Annotated in this window: 20 protein-coding genes; 10 read left to right on the top strand and 10 right to left on the bottom strand. The window is 68.5% G+C overall.

Going from position 1 to position 20,371, the window contains the following annotated elements:
- Positions 1–53 precede the first annotated feature (53 nt).
- Positions 54–230, top strand: a complete 177-nt coding sequence (locus IFJ75_RS18435) for a hypothetical protein (protein WP_207870189.1) — start codon at positions 54–56, stop codon at positions 228–230.
- Here IFJ75_RS18435 and IFJ75_RS18430 read toward each other — a convergent pair whose 3' ends face one another.
- Positions 231–1,319 carry a nucleotidyltransferase family protein gene (locus IFJ75_RS18430; protein ID WP_207870188.1) on the bottom strand — a complete coding sequence of 363 codons (1,089 nt, stop codon included), beginning with the start codon at positions 1,317–1,319 and terminating at the stop codon, positions 231–233.
- Positions 1,316–2,314: a GDP-mannose 4,6-dehydratase gene (locus IFJ75_RS18425; protein WP_225896899.1), complete on the bottom strand. Its 999-nt coding sequence runs from the start codon at positions 2,312–2,314 to the stop codon at positions 1,316–1,318. Before IFJ75_RS18425 ends, IFJ75_RS18430 begins: the two co-directional genes overlap by 4 nt.
- A gap of 123 nt (positions 2,315–2,437) precedes the next feature.
- Between IFJ75_RS18425 and IFJ75_RS18420 the strand changes: the two genes are divergently transcribed.
- A complete protein-coding gene (locus IFJ75_RS18420; RefSeq protein ID WP_207870184.1) occupies positions 2,438–3,130 on the top strand; it encodes an acylneuraminate cytidylyltransferase family protein in 693 nt (230 codons plus the stop codon).
- Here the strand turns inward: IFJ75_RS18420 and neuC are convergent.
- Both neuC and IFJ75_RS18410 read right to left on the bottom strand, forming a co-directional pair.
- The gene (gene neuC, locus IFJ75_RS18415) at positions 3,127–4,320 is read right to left on the bottom strand and encodes a UDP-N-acetylglucosamine 2-epimerase (RefSeq protein WP_207870182.1); all 1,194 of its coding nucleotides are present in this window, start codon (positions 4,318–4,320) and stop codon (positions 3,127–3,129) included. The genes IFJ75_RS18420 and neuC overlap by 4 nt on opposite strands.
- Positions 4,317–5,399 (bottom strand): N-acetylneuraminate synthase family protein, encoded by a 1,083-nt coding sequence (locus IFJ75_RS18410; RefSeq protein WP_207870181.1) that lies wholly within the window; start codon positions 5,397–5,399, stop codon positions 4,317–4,319. Before IFJ75_RS18410 ends, neuC begins: the two co-directional genes overlap by 4 nt.
- 230 nt (positions 5,400–5,629) lie before the next feature.
- Between IFJ75_RS18410 and IFJ75_RS18405 the strand changes: the two genes are divergently transcribed.
- The 6 genes from IFJ75_RS18405 to IFJ75_RS18385 all read left to right on the top strand — a co-directional run bounded on the left by IFJ75_RS18405 (position 5,630) and on the right by IFJ75_RS18385 (position 13,766).
- On the top strand, positions 5,630–6,508 hold the full coding sequence (locus tag IFJ75_RS18405) for an outer membrane protein (RefSeq protein WP_318781038.1): 879 nt from the start codon (positions 5,630–5,632) through the stop codon (positions 6,506–6,508).
- Positions 6,445–6,795 carry an OmpA family protein gene (locus tag IFJ75_RS20150; protein WP_318781037.1) on the top strand — a complete coding sequence of 117 codons (351 nt, stop codon included), beginning with the start codon at positions 6,445–6,447 and terminating at the stop codon, positions 6,793–6,795. The genes IFJ75_RS18405 and IFJ75_RS20150 overlap by 64 nt, the downstream gene beginning before the upstream one ends.
- Positions 6,796–7,187: 392 nt before the next feature.
- Positions 7,188–8,453, top strand: coding sequence for a capsule biosynthesis protein (locus tag IFJ75_RS18400; RefSeq protein WP_225896898.1), 1,266 nt, complete (start codon positions 7,188–7,190; stop codon positions 8,451–8,453).
- Between the two features lie 115 nt (positions 8,454–8,568).
- Positions 8,569–9,246 (top strand): peptide-methionine (S)-S-oxide reductase MsrA, encoded by a 678-nt coding sequence (msrA, locus tag IFJ75_RS18395; RefSeq protein WP_207870179.1) that lies wholly within the window; start codon positions 8,569–8,571, stop codon positions 9,244–9,246.
- A 201-nt stretch (positions 9,247–9,447) separates the two neighbouring features.
- On the top strand, positions 9,448–11,973 hold the full coding sequence (locus IFJ75_RS18390; RefSeq protein WP_225896897.1) for a TonB-dependent receptor: 2,526 nt from the start codon (positions 9,448–9,450) through the stop codon (positions 11,971–11,973).
- 104 nt (positions 11,974–12,077) lie between these two features.
- Positions 12,078–13,766, top strand: a complete 1,689-nt coding sequence (locus IFJ75_RS18385; protein ID WP_207870175.1) for an amidohydrolase — start codon at positions 12,078–12,080, stop codon at positions 13,764–13,766.
- A 3-nt stretch (positions 13,767–13,769) separates the two neighbouring features.
- Here the strand turns inward: IFJ75_RS18385 and IFJ75_RS18380 are convergent, their stop codons facing one another.
- Positions 13,770–14,339, bottom strand: coding sequence for a YqgE/AlgH family protein (locus IFJ75_RS18380; RefSeq protein WP_207870174.1), 570 nt, complete (start codon positions 14,337–14,339; stop codon positions 13,770–13,772).
- Positions 14,340–14,468: 129 nt separating this feature from the next.
- On the opposite strand from IFJ75_RS18380, the gene IFJ75_RS18375 reads away from it, so the two are divergent.
- Together IFJ75_RS18375 and IFJ75_RS18370 are read left to right on the top strand one after the other, a co-directional pair.
- A complete protein-coding gene (locus IFJ75_RS18375) occupies positions 14,469–14,951 on the top strand; it encodes a peroxiredoxin (protein WP_207870172.1) in 483 nt (160 codons plus the stop codon).
- A 108-nt stretch (positions 14,952–15,059) separates the two neighbouring features.
- Positions 15,060–15,467, top strand: coding sequence for a very short patch repair endonuclease (locus IFJ75_RS18370; RefSeq protein ID WP_207870170.1), 408 nt, complete (start codon positions 15,060–15,062; stop codon positions 15,465–15,467).
- Here IFJ75_RS18370 and IFJ75_RS19855 read toward each other — a convergent pair.
- The 5 genes from IFJ75_RS19855 to IFJ75_RS18340 form a co-directional block, all read right to left on the bottom strand.
- Positions 15,464–17,524: an ATP-binding protein gene (locus IFJ75_RS19855; protein ID WP_225896896.1), complete on the bottom strand. Its 2,061-nt coding sequence runs from the start codon at positions 17,522–17,524 to the stop codon at positions 15,464–15,466. The genes IFJ75_RS18370 and IFJ75_RS19855 overlap by 4 nt on opposite strands.
- A gap of 76 nt (positions 17,525–17,600) precedes the next feature.
- Positions 17,601–18,656, bottom strand: a complete 1,056-nt coding sequence (locus IFJ75_RS18355; RefSeq protein WP_207870168.1) for a quinone-dependent dihydroorotate dehydrogenase — start codon at positions 18,654–18,656, stop codon at positions 17,601–17,603.
- Positions 18,653–18,997, bottom strand: coding sequence for a DUF952 domain-containing protein (locus IFJ75_RS18350; RefSeq protein WP_207870166.1), 345 nt, complete (start codon positions 18,995–18,997; stop codon positions 18,653–18,655). The genes IFJ75_RS18355 and IFJ75_RS18350 overlap by 4 nt, the downstream gene beginning before the upstream one ends.
- Positions 18,994–19,506, bottom strand: a complete 513-nt coding sequence (locus IFJ75_RS18345) for a SixA phosphatase family protein (protein ID WP_207870165.1) — start codon at positions 19,504–19,506, stop codon at positions 18,994–18,996. Before IFJ75_RS18345 ends, IFJ75_RS18350 begins: the two co-directional genes overlap by 4 nt.
- A gap of 9 nt (positions 19,507–19,515) precedes the next feature.
- The gene (locus IFJ75_RS18340; RefSeq protein ID WP_207870164.1) at positions 19,516–20,304 is read right to left on the bottom strand and encodes a methyltransferase domain-containing protein; all 789 of its coding nucleotides are present in this window, start codon (positions 20,302–20,304) and stop codon (positions 19,516–19,518) included.
- Positions 20,305–20,371: the final 67 nt, after the last annotated feature.

Here is a 20,371-nt window from a genome sequence, read left to right as displayed (position 1 = left end):
CCATGAAACTCCACGCCCCGCCTGACCGTTCAGCCTTTGAGAAGGAGGGCTTCATGAAAGAGCACGACATCGACGACCACGGCCTCACCCCGGTCGATCCGGCCGAGGCCCAGCATCACGATGCGACCCTGTGTCCCGAATGCGAGGGAACCGGGACCCTGCCCGCTGGCGAAACCTGTCCGGTCTGCGAGGGCACGGGCAAGGCCACGGGCCGCACCGGCGGCGGCTGACTATTCCGCCGGATCGAAGATGGCGGTGAACTCCGCCTGGGCGCTCTCGAAGTCCGGGGGGCGTCCGATATCCAGCCAGTATTCGTGGATCGGATAGGCGCCGACCGTCTCTCCATCCGCGTTCAGGGCGTTGAGCAGGTCAGGCATGTCGTACATCCCCTCGGCCGGCACCCGCGCCAGAACCTCAGGCGACAGACAGTAGACCCCGGCGTTGGCCAGCCAGCGGAAGGTCGGCTTTTCGGTCAGGCTGGTGACGCGCGGCCCGTCGGTCTCCACCACCCCGTGCGGTGACTGGAAGGCGTGTTCGCGCACGCACAGGGTCGCCCTGGCCTGATGCTCGACATGGAAGTCGATCAGCTCGCCGAAGCTCATCCGGGTCAGGAGGTCGCCGTTCATGACCAGCATGGGCTGATCCGTCGTCTCGGTCAGCAGAGACAGGGCGCCGGCGGTGCCGCGCGGATGATCCTCGCGCAGGTACTCGATCTCGACACCGAGCGATGAGCCGTCACCGAAATGATCCTCGATCATCTCGGCCAGATAGTTGACCGCCAGACGGAAGCGCCGGAAGCCCTGGGCCTGCAGCCGTTCGATGATGGTCTGGAGCAGGGGTCGCCCCGCCACCTTCAGCATCGGCTTGGGACAGTTCTGGGTCAGGGGAAACAGCCGCGCCCCGCGCCCGCCCGCCATCAGAACCACCAGATTGTCGCGCGGCGCGGCGACCCCCAGCACATCGGGATAGAGACCGATGACCCGGCCCTTGCCGTCGACCAGCGGCGCCAGGCCGACGCCGCGATCCGACAGGGCGCGCACCGCATCCTTGTCCGAGACCCCGGACTTCAGCGACACCGGATTGGCGTTCATTACCGCGCTGAGCGGCGCGTCCATGGTCAGGCGCCGCATCAGACCCCGGCGGATGTCGCCATCCGACACCGAACCCACCAGCCGCCGTTCTTCGTCGACGACGAGGATGAGCTTGCGCCGTACCTGATCCAGCCGCTCGATGGCGGCCAGAAGCGGCGTCTCCGGCCCCATCATCTGGGCCTCGAGATTGGAGGGAGAGCTGGTCGGCAGTCTGGAAGAGACGGTCACACCGCATACTCCGCCGGGCGGTACAGCTGCGGGTGTTCGCGAATGAAGTCGGCGGTGCGGGCCAGGCCTTCCTCGACGCTGACCGTGGTGGCCCAGCCCAGCTTCGCCTTCGCGAGCGAGGCGTCGGCGATCAGCCGCTCGACCTCGCTGGCCGGCGGACGGATGCGCTGCTTGTCCTCGACCACCTGAACCTCGATCCCGGCGGCCTTGCCGATCATGGCCGGCAGGTCGCCGACACGGACCTCGCGCCCGCCGCCGGTATGGACCGTCAGCCCCTCAATGCCCGGAACGATCCCCGCCCGCAGGAAGGCGTCGGCCGTGTCGTCGACGAAGACGAAGTCGCGCGTCGGTCGGGTATCGCCCAGCATGACCGGCCGCCCCGCCAGAGCCTGCATGGTGATCGACGGGATCACCGCCCGGGCGCTCTGGCGTGGCCCGAAGGTGTTGAACGGCCTCAGCGTCACCACCGGGGTCTCGAACGAGCGATGATAGCTCTCGGCCAATTTGTCGGCGGCGATCTTGGTGGCGGAATAGGGCGACTGGCCGACCAGAGGATGGGCCTCGGTCATCGGAATGGTCTGGGCCGAGCCATAGACCTCGCTGGTCGAGGTATGGACCAGACGGCCCACGCCCAGCTCCCGCACCGCCTGCAGCACGTTCAGCGTACCCATCATATTGGTCCGGACGTAGCTTTCCGGCGCGAGATACGAGTACGGAATGGCGATCAGGGCGCCGAGGTGGAAGACGACCTCCCGGTCCTTCACGGCGTTGTAGACGCTGTCGCGGTCGGCCAGATCGCCGCGCCGCACGTCGAGGTCCGGCCGCACCGACGACCGATCCAGCCAGCCCGCCTCGCCGTCCGAGGTGTAACGCACCAGCGCCCGCACATCGGCGCCGAGCTCGACCAGACGCTCGGTCAACCGGCTGCCGATGAAGCCGCCCGCGCCCGTGACCAGCACGCGCTTGCCCGAATAGGCTTTCAAGAGATCGTCCACGCCGTCTGCTCCGTGCGGCCCCGCTCCCCGGCGAGCCGCTGTCGCGCCCATGATTCTCCGGACGTGGTTAACCGCGCGTAAGGCCGGGCCCGGCATTACTCCCTATGTTTCGAGGAGGACCGCATGATCGACGGCAAACGGGTGCTGGGCCTCGTCCCCGCCCGCGCGGGCTCGCAAGGCCTGCCCGGCAAGAACCTGCGTCCGCTCGCGGGACGCCCGATGATCGGCTGGACCCTGATCGCCGGTCAGGCCTCGACCACGCTCGACCGGCTGGTGATCACGACCGACGACGATGCCGTCATCGCGCTGGCCGAAACCCTGGGCGTCGAGACCCTGCGCCGCCCCGCCGAACTGGCCGACGCCCAGGCCTCGGTCATCGACGCCATCGACCACGCCCTGACCTCCATCGGAGAGGATTGGGACTATGTGGTTCTGCTCCAGCCGACCTCGCCGCTACGCACCGTCGCCGACATCGACGGCGCCGTGGCCCTCTGCAACGCCCGCAACGCCCCCTCGGTGATCGGCGTCTCCCCCATGCCCAAGCCGCCCGGCTTCTACGGCGCCGTCGACGAAAGCGGCCTGTGGAGGCGCAACGATCCGTCTACGGACGAAGCCGTCATTATCAACGGCGCGATCTATGTGGGAAGGCCCGACATCCTGCGTCGCGACTGTTCCTTCCAGTCCGAAGGAACCCTGACCTGGGCCATGCCGCCAGAGCGCGGCTGGGACGTCGACACCCTGTTCGACTTCGTCGTCTGCGAGGCCCTCTGGCCTCATGTGAGGGCAGGCGACGACCTCGGCGGGGTTCGGCGCTAGTTCGATCCCGGAGCCATATCCACGAAAGGCTTGCGCGCCAGCCCGGAGAAATCCGTCCGCTCCAGCACCTCGACGATCCGCTCCGCCGCCCGTCCGTCGCCGAAGGGCGCAGGCTGATGGCGCGCCGCCGTTCGGAAGATCGGATCCAGCGCCTGTTTCAGGGCCGCGGCCACCGCATCAGGCCTATTGGCGCAGTCGATGACGCTGGGCGGCTTCAGCCGTCCCGACTGTCGCTCTCCGACATTGACTGAGGGCGTCCCCGCCGCCGGGGCCTCGATCACCCCGCTGGAGGAGTTGCCGACCACGGCGTCGCAGGCCGTCAGGGCGGCCGCATAGCGCCGCGCGCCGAGGGATTCGAAGGTCAGGACCTGATCGGGCCGTTCGTCCGCGAAGGCCTTCAGCGCTGCCCGGACCGCCCTGGCGCCCGCGTCGGCATTGGGCAGGGTGATGACGATCTTCCGACCCTCGACCGTCGCCAGCCCTTTCAGGAAGGCCGCGATCTGCGCCTCGGTCGATGTCGCCGCGAGGGTCTCCGGATGGAAGGTGACGACTACGAACCCCGGCTCCAGCCCGTCCGGCGCCAGGCCCAGCATCACCGCGACCTCGGCCCGGCTCGCCCGACCGAAAGCGACCAGGTTGTCGACCCCGGTCGCGCCGACCGTGAAAACGCGCCCGGCCGCCTCGCCCATCTGGACGATGCGTCGGCTGTACGGTTCGGCGGCGGTGAAATGCAGGGCCGCCAGCTTGGTGATCGCATGGCGGGCGGCGTCGTCCACGGCGCCCGCCGTCCGATGCCCGCCCTCCAGATGCAGGATCGGCAGGCCCAGCGGGACCGCCGCCGCGGCCGCCGCCAGCGCCTCCGTCCGGTCGCCCAGGATCATGACGGCGTCGAGTTTCAGCTCAGCATAGGCCACGGCCGCCCCGGCCAGGACCGCCGCCATGTCGTTCGCAACCGACACGCCGTCGTCGCCCGCCAGAGGAACCGGGATCCGCGCCGCGATCGTCCGCCCGTCCGCCTCGATCTCCGACACCGTCGCTCCGTGCCGCTCCGACAGATGGGTTCCGCTGACGATCAGGACGGCTTCAAGCCGCGCCGAGGCCTCCAGCCGGGTCAGGACCGGGCGCAGCAGGCCGTATTCGGCCCGGGTCCCGGTAAAGACGCCGATCCGCGCGGGAGCCGTCGCGCTCACGCCTCGATGATCTCGTCGGCGGCATAGGCCCGGGTCGCGGTCAGACCGATCAGATCCCACAGCCGTCCCGGCGCCAGTCCGCCGCCCGCGCGCCGCGCCGCCAGATTCTCCGCGCTGAAGGCCTCGCCCGCCGCGATGGGCCGGGCCGCCACCAATCCGCGCCGCGCCACGGCGATGTTGGGGATTTCGGCCGCCACCGGCCGCTTGACCGGATCACCCAAGGCCTGCGAGACCCGTCGCGCCCCGGCGACCAGAGCGGCCATCTCATCAGGCTCCAGCGAGGCCTTGTGATCCGGGCCCTCGGCGGTGCGGTCCAGGGTCAGGTGCTTCTCGATCACGGTCGCCCCGCGCGCCACGGCGGCCAGTGCGATATCGATGCCCAGGGTGTGGTCCGAATAGCCGGGCCGGACGCCGAGCGCCGCATAGGCGTCCATCACCCTCAGATTGGCCTGCTCATGGGGCGCGGGGTACTGGGTCGTGCACTGCATCACCACGGTCCCGGCGAGGACCGGGGTGGCCTCGGGCGAGGCGAAGGCCTCGGCGAAGGCGCCCAGCGACGGTGCGTCCGACGATCCCGCGATCCGGCCGAACACCACACAGCCCAGCGCCTGTTCGACATCGTCCATCGTCGCCATCCCGGTCGAGAGCAGCAGTGGGCGATCCATCCGGGCGAGGGCCAGCAGGAAGGGGAGATTGGTCAGTTCGCCCGAGCCGACCTTGATCCGCTCCATGCCCAGATCGTCGACCAGCATATGGGCAGAGCCGATATCGAAGGGCGTCGACAGGAAGCGGACGCCGCAGGCCCGGGCGTGATCGACGACGCGCGACAAGGCGTCGCGGGGCAGGACCAGCCGCGACAGCATTTCGGCCTGGACGGCCCCCTGTCCCGCCTCGGCCTGATAGGCGGCGGTCGGCGCGGCCGCCGTGGACAGTTCGGCGGGATCGAAGGTCTGGAATTTGACGGTGTCCGCCCCCGTCTCGGCCGCGGCCTCGACCAGCCGCAAGGCCAGCGCCTCCCGTCCGTCATGGTTCACGCCGGCTTCGGCGATGATTTCACAGCGCGGGGCGTCGGATGTCATGCCGACAGTGCATAGGACGGTTCGGTCGCTGCCGGAAGACGCCGGTGTTCCAACCGCCGAAGCCACCGAAACACTGCATTATTTTTCCGTGTAGCATCAGCGTCACGGTTGAACGGGCACGCGGCATATACCGGCGATATCGGCTCGACCTCTAACGGCAACGCTGTTAGAAGGCCTGAGGCGGTGAGACCGCCGCATGAAACAATATTGGCTGCGGAGGGCTCACACCCATGCGTATTAAGAGTGTTTTTCTGGCGTCCAGCGCCGCGGCGGCTATCGCCCTGTCGGCCGGCGCCGCTTCGGCTGAGCCGGACGGCTGGTACGGCGCCGTCGACGCCGGCTTCCACACCATGGAAGACGGCATCAACGCCGAGTCCCAGACCACCGGCAACAACTGGAACTTCGAAGTCAACGACGGCTGGGCCGCGTTCGTCCGTCTGGGCTACCGCTTCAACCCCAACTGGCGCGTCGAAGTCGAGGGCGGCTACCGCTCGGGCGACGTCGGCAAGATTCGCGCCGTCACCGGCGCCAACGGCGTCTGCAACCTGACGCCTGCCACCGGCGGCTGCTACTCGCCGGACGGCGACATCGAATCCACCACCCTGATGGCCAACGTCATCTATGACTTCGGCTACGAAGCCTGGGGCGTTCGTCCGTTCGTCGGCATCGGCGCCGGCGTGAACCACGTCAACACCGACGTTGTGGGCCGCCTGCGCAACAACCGCACCGTCGGCTTCGCCGCCGACGACAGCTCCACCAAGTTCGCCGCGCAAGCCATCGCCGGTCTGGCCTGGTCGCTGTCGGATCGCGCCAACATCGACCTGACCTACCGCTACCTGACCGGCGACGCCGAGTTCGCCACGACCACCTCGGTCGCGAGCTATGCTCAGGGCACCTTCGAAGGCGATTACGACAACAGCCACACCGTGACCCTGGGTCTGCGCTACGCCTTCGGCGCCGAGCCGGTCGCCCCCGCCGGCCCCGCCGCCGTACGTGGCTCCGCCGGCCCCGCCGCCGGTCGCCCCCGCCGGCCCCGCGTCCGCCGGTGGCTCCGAAGCCCGCCGCTCGCCAGTTCGTCGTTTACTTCGACTGGGATCGTTCGGACCTGACCACGGAAGCCCAATCGGTCATCGCCCAAGCCGCCGCCTACTCGAAGACCGGCGCTGCGACCCGCATCCTGGTCGTCGGCCACGCCGACACCTCGGGTTCGGCCGCGTACAACATCGGCCTGTCGAACCGCCGCGCCCGCACCACGGCTGACGCCCTGGTCGCTCAAGGCGTCGCCGGCGGCGTGATCTCGCTGGACGGCAAGGGCGAAACCCAGCTGGCCCGCGCCACCGCCGACGGTGTCCGCGAGCCGCTGAACCGCCGCGCCACCATCGACATCAACTTCTAAGTCCCGAGGGGCCTGCTCCGGCAGGCCCCGACGGTCTTCGGATGTCGAAGACTTTGAAACGCCGGCCCGCGCAAGCGAGGCCGGCGTTTCTGCGTTCGGCGGTTGTGCATTCTGGTCGCGGAATCGCACCGCTCTCCGCAGGACGCCGCAGACCTCGGCCCTGAAGGGAGTATCCGAAACTCCACACTCCGCGGCCGGGTCGCCCTGGCGCGGGAACCCCCGGCGAGCCGAAGCATTCCGGGCGAGGGTCGTCCGTCCGGGCGTCACTTTTCGCCCCCGCCATGACGGAATCGACATCTTTCACACGACCCATGCGCGAGCCGCCTTGTCAGCGGCCAAGGTGGCGCTCTAGTAAGAGAGACCTCAGCGCAGAACTCAGAAAGTCCACGGGTTTGCTCGCCAGTCTCGACCCCGATTATCCGGAAGCGCCCTCCCCCGTCATGGTGGGCGCGGCGACCGACGGGCTGACGGGTCGGCGTTTTCTGATCGTCACCGCGCCATTCGGGCCGTTCGGGCGAGTCCTGACCCAGGCGCTGCGCTCCCGCGGCGCGGACGTCACGCGAATGCTCTTCAACGCCGGCGACGTCCTGTACTGGCAGGGCGCAGGTGCGATGCGGTTCAAGGGCCCCGCGGCCCAGTGGCCCGAGCGGCTGAAAGCCCTCCTGCCCGACTATACCGACGTCATCGTCTTCGGCGAAGGCGGCGCATACAACCAGGCCGTGTTGCGCGACGCCGCAGCCTATGGCGTCCGGGTCTGGGTGCTCGAGAACGGCTATTTCCGACCCGACTGGGTCACGGTCGAGCGCAACGGCGTGAATGCTTCCAGCGCCCTCCCCCGCCACCGGCTGGCCTACGAGCCCCCGGTCCCCGAGACCCCGGTAACCCGACCGGTCGGCCGCATCCTGCCGTACCATGTGCTCAACATCAGCATCTATCACCTGATCCAGCTGCCGGGTCGCTGGCTCTTCCCGCGCTATGTCGCTCCCTATACCCAGGCGCCCTGGCTTCAGTGCGCGGGCCATATCCGGCGCTATTTCGGCCTGGCCTTCCAACCGCGCAGCCGGACCGACACGGACGTCATTGCCCGCCGCGGCCCCTTCTTCATCGCCTGCCTCCAGCGCGAGGGCGACGCCCAGCTGCTGCGCTATTCGCGTTTTGCCGACAACGCGGCCTTCCTCGCCGAGGTCCTGAACAGCTTCGCCGCCCATGCTCCGCCCGAGGCCCGGCTGGTGGTCAAGAACCATCCGCTCGACCCCGGCCTGGTCAATCTGGGCCGGATCACCCGCGCCCTGGCGGAAGAACGCGGCTTGTCCGATCGGGTCGACTTCATCGACGGCGGCAACCTGGCCCAGTTGTGCCGCGCGTCGCGGGGCATGGTGGTCAACAATTCCAGCGCCGCCCTGTCGGCCCTGGGCTTCCACACTCCGGTCAAGGCCCTGGGCCAGGCCTTCTTCGACTTCGAAGGCCTGACCGACCAGAAGCCGCTGGACGCCTTCTGGTCGGATCCGAAGCAGCCCGACACCGGCCTGTTCAATCGTTTCCGCGCCCACGTCATCGCGCGTAGCCAGGTCAACGGCAACTATCACGAGCCCCGGTCGATGCTGCCGACGGCGCTTGCCCTGGCCACGGTGTTCGAAACCCGCGGCGGCCCCCTCTAGGTCCCCGGCGGGCCGGCATGTATCCGGCCGGGCTTTTCAGACGTATCTGCTGACGACGCCATTTTCGGGAACGGAAACCCGGCGCCGATCCTCCTTCGTCGAGAGCCAGATCGCCATGTCCGCCATTCGCCCCAAACTGATTCTTCGCCCCAGACTGATCGCCGTCGCCGCCATCCTGACCGCCGCGGCCTGCTCCCAGAGCGAGGCGCCGGCCTCGGCTCAAACGACCCCAGCCCAAACGACTCCGGCCCAGACGACCCCGGCACAGCGCGACACCGGCCGCCGCGAGGTCGCCGTCTTCGCCGGCGGCTGCTTCTGGTCGGTGGAATCAAACATGGAACATATCCCCGGCGTAGTCAGCGCCGTATCGGGCTATGCGGGCGGAACCTCGCCCCGCCCCACCTATGAGGCCGTCGAGGCCGGCAACGGCTATGTCGAGGCCGTCCAGGTCACCTTTGATCCCGGCCGGATCAGCTATCGCCAGCTGGTTGACCGCTTCTGGCGCACCATCGACCCCACCGACGCCCGGGGCCAGTTCTGCGACACGGGCCCGGCCTATGGCACGGCGGTCTTCGCCACCTCCGCGCAGAAGCCCGCTGCCGAGGCCTCGCGCCAGGCCGCCATGGCCGTCATCGGCGCCCGCCGCTTCACCACTCCGGTCCGGGATGCAGGCCGGTTCTGGCCCGCCGAGGCTTATCACCAGGATTTTGCCCGCTTGAATCCCGCCCGCTATGCAGGTTATTCGCGATTCTGTGGCCGCGCCGCTCGCCTGAGAGCGGTATGGGGAGCCTAAGCGACTGACTCTGTTCAAGGAACGATGACAGGTTAACAACTGTGGCCGAGGGGCAACCCTGTGGCGCTGTCATATCACTGTCACATCACTGTCGTCCGACGTTACAAGAGCCCAACTAGATGGGGCGAGATTTCGTCAGGTCAGCCATCTGACGGCCATGGGCCCGCTTGCCCGCATTCATCTGGGGATACAGATACAATGATGAACCGCAAACGCGTGTTCTGGGCGACATCCGCCCTCTTTACCGGCATGGTTCTCGCCGGCGCCGCCTCCGCCCAATCGACCGGTACGGAAGCGACCGAAGTCGAACAGGTCGTCGTCACCGGCACGCGCGGCCCGCGCACCATCGACGGCGCCATCGTCGCTGAAGACGCCGGCAAGAGCCGCAACACGATCACGCAAGAGTTCATCGGCAAGCAGGCCGCCGGTCAAACCATCCTGCAGACCCTGAACCTGACCCCGGGTCTGAACTTCACCAACAACGACCCCTACGGTTCGTCGGGCGGCAACATCCGTCTGCACGGCTTCGACGGCAACCGCGTTTCGCTGACCTTCGACGGCATTCCGCTGAACGACACCGGCAACTACGCCACCTACTCGAACCAGCAGCTGGACCCGGAACTGATCGAGCGCGCCTCGGTCAACACCGGCACCACCGACGTCGACAGCCCGACCGCCTCGGCGACCGGCGGCACCATCAACTACACCGTCCGCCGTCCGGCTTCGGACTTCGGCGGCTGGGTCCAGGGCACCCTGGGTGACTTCGGCATGCGCCGCATCATGGGCCTGGTCGACACCGGCGAGATCGGCCCGTGGGGCACCTCGGCCTGGTTCGCCGTCTCCAAGCAGGAGTACGACAAGTTCAAGGGCCTCGGCGAGCTCCGCAAGACCCAGTACAACTTCCGCATCTACCAGCCGCTGGGTGACAACGGCGACTTCATGTCGCTGTCGGCGCACTACAACGTCAACCGCAACAACAACTACCTCGGCCCGAACCTGCGTACGGCCACCGGCTTCTGCGACGTCGCCAGGACCCAGGTCTGCGTCGATCAGGTCAATGACCCGACCAACGCCTTCGGCTGGAACGTCGACCTGACCCCGACCTACACCGCCCCGACCTTCCGCAACGGCACCGCCGACGTGGACTCGAACGGCACGGCCTTCTACGGCCTGCGCATCAACCCGTCGAACACGGGCAACATCCGCGGCCAGTCGAAGTTCACCCTAGGCCACGGCCTGACCTTCACCTTCGACCCCTCGTTCCAGTACACCCTGGCCGACGGCGGCACCCAGAACGTGACGATCTCGGAACGTGACGCCACGATCCGCGGCACCATCGCCTCCACCACCCCGACCTCGGGCGTGGACATCAACAAGGACGGCGACACGCTCGACACCGTTCGCGTGATGAACCCGTCGGTGACCAACACCCACCGGTACGGCGTCAACACCTCGCTGATCTGGGATCTGAACGACGATCACCGCATCCGCGGCGCCTACACCCTGGATTGGGGTCGTCACCGTCAGACCGGCATCTACGGCCTGATCGACTTCTCCGACCCGACCAACCCCCAGTACGTGAACCCGTTCGGCGGTCGCGACAGCGACACCAACATCATCACCAACCTGGACGGTTACCAGCTGCGCGCCCGCGACCGTAAGTCGATCGCTGAACTGAACCAGTTCGCGGCCGAATACCGCGGTTACTTCTTTGACCGCGCCCTGCGTATCAACCTGGGTGTCCGCGCTCCGTTCTTCACGCGCGAACTGAACCAGTACTGCTACTCGCAGAACGCCTCGTCGAACGTCCGCTGCACCACCGAGACCCCGAACGCGACGCTCGCCAACGGCAACGTCACCTTCGCCGCCACGGGCACGACCCAGTATATCAAGCCCTACACCGCAGAGAAGAAGTACGACGACGTTCTGCCGAACGTCTCGGCCCTGTACCGCTTCGGTGAAGGCCACTCGATCTTCGCCTCGTACGCCGAAAACCTGTCGGCGCCGCGTACGGACAGCCTCTACACCGTCCTGCGTCTGGCGGATGGTTCGGTCGGCAACCCGAACGTTCAACCCGAGCACTCGGCCAACTACGACCTCGGCTACCGCTACTCGTCGCGGACCGTCGTGGCCTCGATCTCGGGCTACCTGAACAAGTACCAGGACCGCATCGTCAACACCTACGACGAAGACCTGGGCTACTTCGTGGACCGCAACGTCGGCGACGTGGACATCAAGGGCGTCGACGCCTCGATCGGCTGGTCGCCGACCGAAGCCCTGTCGATCTACGCCTCGGCCTCGTTCACCGACTCCGAACTGCTGAACGACTACCGCCTGACCGCGACCACCGTCGCGGCCACCAAGGGCAAGGAACTCGTTGAAACCCCTGACCAGATGTACAGCCTGCGTCTGGACTACAAGTTCAACGACGTCTTCTCGGCCGGCATCCAGGGCAAATACGTCGGCGAGCGCTGGCTCTCGGACGTCAACGACCTGAAGGACGACGCCTACGCCACCGCCGACATCGACGCCCGCTTCGACTTCTCGACCCTGGGCTTCGAAGGCACCTACCTGCAGATCAACGTGATCAACATCACGGATGAAGACTACTACGGCTCGCTGGGCACCGTGACCTCGGCTACCCCGGGTCAACCCGGCTACGGCCGTCCGTTCGCCCAGGTCGGCGCTCCGCGCACGATGATGGCCAGCCTGCGCGTCGCCTTCTAAGACGAAACGCAGTCAAGACGATCAGGGGGCGGTCCGGAACGGACCGCCCCTTTTTCTTTGGCCCTGGACCCGATACCCCTGTGCCCCTCACAGGAACCGTCGCCATGCCCAGGTCTCTCGTCGCAGCCTCCCTGACATCGGCCCTGGGCGCCCTGCTGGCCGCCTGCGGCTCGCCCGCTCTGTCCCAGGACATGGTCCTGCGCGGCGGGACCATCCATACCGGCCTCCCCGGCGACGTCACGGCTGAGGCCGTGCTGGTCCGGGACGGCCGCATCGCCTTCGTCGGCAAGGCCTCGGACCTTCCCGCCGCCCCCGGCGTCCCGGTGATCGACCTGAAGGGCGCCGCGCTGTTTCCCGGCTTCACCGACGGCCACGCCCATCTGGACGGCATCGGCTGGCGCGAGCTGACCCTGAACCTCGAAGGTTCGACCTCCGTCGTCGACGCCATGGCCCGGCTCAGCGCCTGGGCCTCCGCCCACCCGGAGGGGCCGATCATCGGCCGCGGCTGGATCGAGACCCGCTGGCCCGAGAGCGCGAACGGCCCCCGCTTCCTGACGGCCGCCGACCTGGACGCCGCCGCCCCCGGCCGGGTCGTGCTTCTGGGCCGCGCCGACGGCCATGCGGTCACCGCCTCCTCGGCCGCCCTCGCCGCCGCCCATATCGACGAGACGACACAGCCCCCGGCGGGCGGAGAGATCGCCAGGGACACGGCCGGCAAGCCCACCGGCTTCCTGCTGGACGCCGCCATGGCCCTGGTCGCCGACCTGCGCCCCCAGACCGATCCCGCCGCCCTGCGCGCCGCCTATCAGGCCGGCTTCCGGGTCGAGGCCGCCTATGGCTGGACCGGCGTCCATTTCATGAGCGCGCCGTGGAAGGACATCCCTCTGCTGGAACAGATGGCCGAGGCGGATGAGGCGCCGATCCGCGTCTATACGTCCGTGACGCCCGACGGCGCCCGTGAGCTGTTCGCTTCGGGCCCGCGCAGCGTCGCCGACGGCCGGATCATCACCCGGGCGATCAAACTCTATGCCGACGGCGCCCTCGGCTCGCGCGGCGCGGCCCTCTATGATCCCTATTCGGATGCGCCCGAGACGCGCGGCCTGATGCAGACCGACGCCGCCGAGATCGTGCCCATCTATGAAGGCGCACTGCGCGCCGGGATCCAGGTCGCCACCCACGCCATCGGCGACCGGGGCAACGGCTCGGTGATCGAATGGTACCGTCAGGCCATGGCCGAGGTTCCTCGGGCCGAGTGGAAGGGTGGAACCGACATTCGTTGGCGCATCGAACACGCCCAGATCCTCAGGCCATCGGACTATCAGGCCTATGTCGACCTGCCGATCATCGCCTCCATGCAGCCCAGCCACGCCATCGGCGACTTCCACTTCGCCCCGGCCCGCCTGGGCGAGGACCGGCTGAACGGCGCCTATGCCTGGAAGAGCCTGGTCGACCTCGGCGTCATCGTGGTCGGCGGGTCGGATTCGCCGGTCGAGCGCGGCGATCCCCTGATCGAATTCTACGCCGCCGTCGCCCGCCGCGACCTTGAAGGCTTCCAGGGCCCCGACTGGCATCCGGAGGAGGCGGTGTCGCGCGAAACGGCGCTGAAGATGTTCACCCTCTGGCCGGCCTGGGCGTCCTTCCGCGAAAACGAACTCGGCACCATTGAGGTCGGCAAGCGCGCCGACTTCACCGCCTTCGACATCGACCTGATGACCGTCCCGGCCGCGCAGATCCCGCACGGCCATGCGGTCCTGACCGTTGTGGACGGCAAGGTGGTGTACGAGCGGAAGTAGGCCCTACGCCCGCCCCGCCTGTCCCGACAGGAAGGCCGCATTGACGCCCAGTCGCGCCAGAGCCCGGCTCCACTTCGTCTCGTGGTCGCCGTCGAAGATCAGGTCCATGTCGGCGTCGGCGGTCAGCCAGACGTTCTCGCCCAGTTCGTCCTCCAGCTGGCCCTCGCCCCAACCGGCATAGCCGAGCAGCAGCTTGGACCGGCGCGGCCCGGTGGCGACGTCGGTCATGGCCAGAAGGGCGTCCTTCGTCCCCGTCATGGCAAGGCCGCTGAAGAAGCCGACACTGGCCTCGGGCGACATCCAGTCGTCGGTGTGCAGGACGAAGCCGCGCTCGCGGTCCACGGGGCCGCCGTCCATGACAGGACGGCCGATGGCGCTGTCGGGCGCCGGAATCTCCAGCTTCGAGAGCACGGACTTGAGGTCGACCGCCGGCGCGGGCCGGTCCAGCCTGAGGCCCATCGCATGGTCGGGCTCATGCACGCAGACCAGGATCACCGCATGTTCGAACCGGTCGTCGCCGATGCCCGGCATCGCGACCAGAAGCCGTCCGACGAGGGATTGGAAAGCGTCCATGTAGCGAATGATCGGTGCAGCGGCCCGTCTTTGCAAGCCGACGCCCCTGTTTGGCGCTTGGCGAGGCAACCGTGGAAGCCTATCTGCGCTTCTGGAGCCACGGCTTCCAACCAACCCTCGGAGACGACCATGACCATCCAGATCGGCGACACCCTCCCGGCCGCGACCCTCGGCACCCCGACCCCGGACGGCCCCAAGCCGATCACCACGGACGAAATCTTCAAGGGCAAGACCGTGGCCCTGTTCGCCGTCCCCGGCGCCTTCACCCCGACCTGCTCGGCCCGCCACCTGCCGGGCTACATCGACAACGGCGCCGATTTCAAAGCCAAGGGCGTGGACACCATTGCCTGCCTGTCGGTCAACGATCCCTTCGTCATGGGCGCCTGGGCCAAGGCCACGGACGGCGCCGAGGACATCCTGATGCTGGCCGACGGCTCGGGCGACTTCACCCGTGAACTGGGCCTGACCCTGGACGCGCGCGGTTTCGGCATGGGCGAGCGCTCGCAGCGCTATTCGATGCTGGTCAAGGACGGCGTTGTAACCGAACTCAACATCGAGGCCGGCGGCGAGTTCAAGGTGTCCTCGGCCGAGCACCTGCTCGCGCAGTTGTAAGCACCGGTGCTGAAGGGGTGAGGAGTGCTGGTGAGCGAGAGGTGAGCCTCACCTCAAGCGCGCCGCCTCGCTCACTTCCTGCTCACTGCCACGTCTCGCTCACGCCCGATGACTGACGTCTTCACCCCCGAGAAACGCAGCGCCGTCATGCGGCGGGTGAAGGGCAAGGACACCACGCCCGAACTGGCCGTCCGCAGTCTTCTGCGCGCGGCCGGGATCGGCTATCGGCTGGGCGGCTCGGGCCTGGCCGGAAAGCCCGATGTGGTGATGAAGGGCCGCAGGGTCGCCCTGTTCGTCCACGGCTGTTTCTGGCACGGCCACGACTGCCCCCGCGGCGCGCGTCAGCCCAAGGCCAATGCCGACTACTGGATCGCCAAGATCGGCCGCAACCGGGATCGGGACGCGCGCAATACGGCAGTCCTGACCGGGCAAGGCTGGCGCGTCGTCACCGTCTGGGAATGCGAAATGAAGGCGCGGGACTTCGCGCCAAACCTGATCGCGGAGATGAAGGCCTAGGCGGCGACCGTCTGGGCCTCTTCCGTCGTCGACAGCACCTGCTGCAGCGCCCCGAGCAGGGCCGGCGGGGTCAGGGGCTTGGACACGAAATAATCCATTCCGGCGGCCATACAGGCGGCGATGTCGTCGGGCGCCGTATCGGCGGTGACCGCGATGACCGGGGTTTTGGCATTGGGGCTTTCGCCGGCGCGCAGGCGACGGGTCGTCTCGCGCCCGTCCAGCTCCGGCATCCGCACATCCATGAAGATGACGTCGAAGGCGGCGGCCTCGCACTGACGCAGTGCGGCCATGCCGTCGGCGGCGGTGGAGATGTCGCAACCCAGCGGGGCCAGGATCAGCTCGACCGCGCGGCGGTTGATGTCGTGGTCGTCGACGACCAGAACCCGCAGGGGACGGTCCTGCTCGTCTTCGCCCTCAGCGGCGGCGTCGACGGGGAAGACGGTGTCTTCGACCGGCGCCTCGACAGAAGCGGCCTCGGCAGAAGCAGCCCCGACGGGGGCAGGCGCGGCCTCGACGGGCGGGGCCACGACCACGGGTTCCGACATTCCGGACAGCAGGGAGGCCAGCAGCGCCTCGGACGCACTGCCCGGTTCGGAGGTGATGATCGGGGCGGCCGGTTCGGCGACGGGCGCAGGCTTCCGCTCGGCGCGGGCGACCTCGGCAGGACGCAGGACGCGGGCGACGTCGGCGCGGCTGTCGGCGTCCAGAACCTTGACCACCGCCTCGGGATTGATGGCCGGGGCCAGGGTCAGCGACAGGGTGAAACAGGCGCCCCGACCGGGCAGGCTCCGGGCCGTCAGGCGGCCGCCCATCAGCCCGACCAGATCGCGGCTGATGGCCAGGCCCAGGCCGGTGCCGCCGTGACGGGCGCTGATGCCCTCGGCGGTCTGGTCGAACGGGGTGAACAGACGCAAGAGCTGGGCTGCGGTCATGCCGGGGCCCGTGTCCTGGACTTCGATCAGGATGGCGTGGCCCGAGGGCTCCTCGACCCAGGACTTCAGCCGCAGGGTCACCGAGCCGGTGTCGGTGAATTTGAGCGCGTTGGAGACCAGGTTGTTGAGCACCTGACGCAGGCGCATGGCGTCGCCGCGCACCATGGCGGGCATTTCGCTGGCGCCCTCTACCCGCAGCGACAGGCCCTTGGCCCGTACCGGACCGGCCCACAGACGCAGGGTCTGGGCCAGCATGACGCGCAGGTTGAAATCGGCGACCTCGACCGTCATCCGCCCGGCGTCGAGCTTGGAATGGTCCAGCAGATTGTCGAGCAGCCCCTTCATCATCAGGCTGGCGTCGGTGATCAGGGCGGCATTGGCGCGCGAGGAGGCGTCGCCCGCGATGCGGTCCATCTCGGCCGCCCCGGTCAGGATGGCGCCAATGGGGGTGCGCAGGTCATGGCCGATGGCGGCCAGGAAGGCGGACCGGCTGGCCATGGCGCGTTCGGCCTCAAGGCCGCGACGCTCGGCGTCGATCCGGGCCCGGCTCTCGGCCTCATAGGCCTCGTTCATGCTCCGCCAGGTCGAGATACAATAGGCGATGAAGACCACCACCGAGATGGCGACCGCCGTCACGAAGGCCGGCTCGGCCCCGTTGGCGATCATGAAGAAGGGCATCATCGCCATATAGATGCAGTGCGGAGCGATGGTGATGACCAGCACCTCGGCCGAACGCGGCGAATTGACCACGCCGTAGATGGCCCCGGAGGCCAGGACGATGGCCGCGCAGACCCCGCCCATCGGGCCGCCGAACAGCCACAGGGCGATCGACAGGCTGCCGAAACTGGCGGCGTTCAGGAACAGGACCAGGCCGCCGGCGAAGGTGCGCAGCGGCCCCATCCTTTCCGGCTCGCCGGCGTTCATCGGGGCGAAAATCACCAGATCCAGAAGCTGAACGGCGAAATAGCAGACGATCCAGGCCGCGCTGACTTCCCAGCCGAACAGGGGGCTGAAGATCATGGCCGTGGCCGCGCCCATGCCGAGGCGCTGCAGCAAGGCCTTGCGGCGCTGCAGGACGGCGGGCTCCCAACGCTCAGCGGTCGTCTGGATGGCAACCTCCGACATGCGTGTCCCCGCTCGAGGCGAATACGCGCCCCCGATCGCGGGACAATGACGTCTTGGCCCTAACGCTCCGTCAACGTCAGGTCGAAACTGCCTCAGAAACGCTGGAAAATCCATCCGCACGCAGCCGATCGGCCAGATCGCGCTTGATCCGGCCGATCAGACCCGGCCCTTCGTAGATCAGGGCGGAGTAGAGCTGAACGGCGCAAGCGCCCGCGCGGATGCGCGCATAGGCGTCCGCGCCCGAGGCGATGCCGCCGACCCCGATCAGGGGCAGACGGCCCTGCGCCGCAGCCGCCGCATCGCGCAGGGCGTTCAGCGCCTTGTCCTTCAGGGGCGCGCCGGACAGGCCTCCGGCCTCCCCGGCGTCGGGCGAGCGCAGGCCCGGCCGGTCCAGGGTGGTGTTGGACACGATCAGGGCGTCGATGCCGTTGCCGTGGGCGAGGGCCGCCTCGACGATCATGGCGATCTCGGCCGAGGTCAGATCGGGGGCGATCTTGAGGAAGACAGGGGCCAGGGGCCTGCCGTCGCCTGCGACCTTCGGTCGCGCCTCTGCCACCCGCCCGAGCAGGTCGTCGAGCGCCTCGCGGCCTTGCAAGGCGCGCAATCCCGGCGTGTTCGGCGAGGAGATGTTGATGGTGAAATAGTCGGCCAGACCGTCCAGCCGCTCCAGTCCGATCACATAGTCGGCGGCCCGGTCCTCGGTGTCCTTGTTGGCCCCCAGATTGGCCCCGACCAGCGCGCCCCGTCCGCGGTCGCCGAGGCGGGCCGCGAAAGCTTCCAGCCCGGCGTTGTTGAACCCCATCCGGTTGATGATCGCCCGGTCTTCCGTCAGCCGGAACAGGCGCGGCTTCGGGTTTCCGGCCTGGGCCAGAGGGGTGACCGAGCCGCATTCGACAAAGCCGAAACCGAGCTTCGACAGGCCATTCAGCGCCTCGCCGTTCTTGTCCAGACCGGCCGCCAGCCCGACCGGATTGGGCAGTTTCAGGCCCGCGATGGTCGTCGCCAGGATCGGATCATCGGCCCTGGCCGCCGGCAGGGGAACGGTCTGCAGGGCCCGGATCGCCAGACCGTGCGCGGTTTCGGGATCCAGCTTGCGCAGCAGGGCCGCGCCGAGATCGGTCAGGCCCGTCATGCGAAGATCGTCCCGCCGTCGGCCCCGACCGAAAAGGCCTTTTGCGCCGTCACCGCCGCGACCGGCAGCGGACCGTAGATGTGGGGAAACAGGGCGCCGCCGCGCGAGGGCTCCCAGACGAGGGTCTCGCCCAGAACGGTAAGATCGACAGTCAGCAGCAGCAGGTTCTCGCGGCCCGCATAGTGTTTCGCGACCGTCCCCGCCAGCTGGTCCTCGGCCGACAGATGGATATAGCCGTCGACCAGATCGGCGGCCGATCCGGCATAGGATCCCGCCGCCTCGGCCTCGGCCCATTCGGCCGCATCGACGACCTTGAAGGCCTCGGTCGGATGGCTGGTCATTCGTCCGCGCCGCCGCCGAAGGCCTTGGGGATCAGATAGCCGTCATAGGCGCAGCGCCCGGCCACATCGACCTCGAACACCGCCGCCGCCGCCGTCGGGAAGCCGCCGGCCATCCGGTCCATCACGCCGGGCGAGGCCGCGCTCTCGATCAGATATTCATAGGCCAGCATGTGGACGCCCGGATTGTGGGCCAGGACCAGCAGGCAGCCGGCCTCCTCCTCCGCACCCTCGACGAAGCGGCGAATGACGTCCTGCGGGGCGTTGTACAGGGTCGGCTCCAGCCGCACCTCGACGTCGCCGAACGATTCCTGCAGCACCTCCCAGGTCTCGCGCGTGCGGGTGGAGGTCGAGACCAGGGCCAGGTCTGGCCTCAGGCCCTTTTCCGCCAGAACGCGGCCCATGATGGCGGCGTCGGCGCGGCCACGGTCGGTCAGCGACCGGTCGCGGTCGAGCCCGGAGGCGGCGGCGCGCTCGGTCTTGGCGTGTCGCATCAGGATAAGACGGTGCATGGCCGGGGTTTACGGCGCTTCGGGCGTCGCATCCAGACCGTCGCCGGTCCGAGGCTCGATTTCCGCTACCGACCTGTGGCTTCGCGACGCCGGTTGCGGGACCAGATCGGGCGTGGCCCGCACGCGCACGGCGGACCCGCCGGGCCTGACCCGGGCATAGGCCTGACGCGAGGCCTCCAGCAGGATGACCCCCGCCGTCCCCGGCGCCAGGGTCTTGCCGATCTGTTCGATGCCGTCGGCCATGCCGAGCAGGGGCCGCCACGGCGGGGTGTAGAGGGTCTGGGACCAGGCCGTCGGTTCGAGCCCGACCGAACGCACCAGCCGTTCCAGCTGGCCGCGGGTGAAGGGCCGTCCGTGTCCGAAGGGCGTCGCCTCGGCCCGCGCCCACAGGCCGCCGCGCGCCGCCGCAGCCAGGATGATCCGTCCCGCCGGAGCCAGGGCCCGCACGGCCTCGGTCAGCAGCAGGGTCGGATCGTCCGCCTCCTCCAGCGCATGGATCATCAGGATGCGATCGAAGGCGCCCGCCGCGAACGGCAGGCGCTTGTCATCCACCAGAAGGGTGCGGTTGCGTCCGGCCACGGGCCAAAGCTCCACCCCCTGCCCGCCCGGCATGGCCGCGACCACCCGACGGGCGCCGACGAAGGCGTCCAGCCAGGGCGTGGCATAGCCGATGCCGAGAACATCGCAGTTGGTCGCCTCGCCCCAGGCGTCCTCAAGACGCCGCGCCAGCAACCGGCGCACCAGGGCCCCGGTCGGCTCGCCGTAGAAGGCGCGAAGATCCTCGATGCTGCGACGCATGACGCGCACTATATGCGTTCAGACGCCCCCCGTCGCCCCTGCCCTTCGCGCCCCACACCTCAGAGAT

This window comes from Brevundimonas goettingensis, from assembly GCF_017487405.1.
GTDB lineage: Bacteria > Pseudomonadota > Alphaproteobacteria > Caulobacterales > Caulobacteraceae > Brevundimonas > Brevundimonas goettingensis.
The sequence above is the reverse complement of the archived record's forward strand: the minus strand, read 5'-3'. Positions and strand labels throughout refer to the sequence as shown.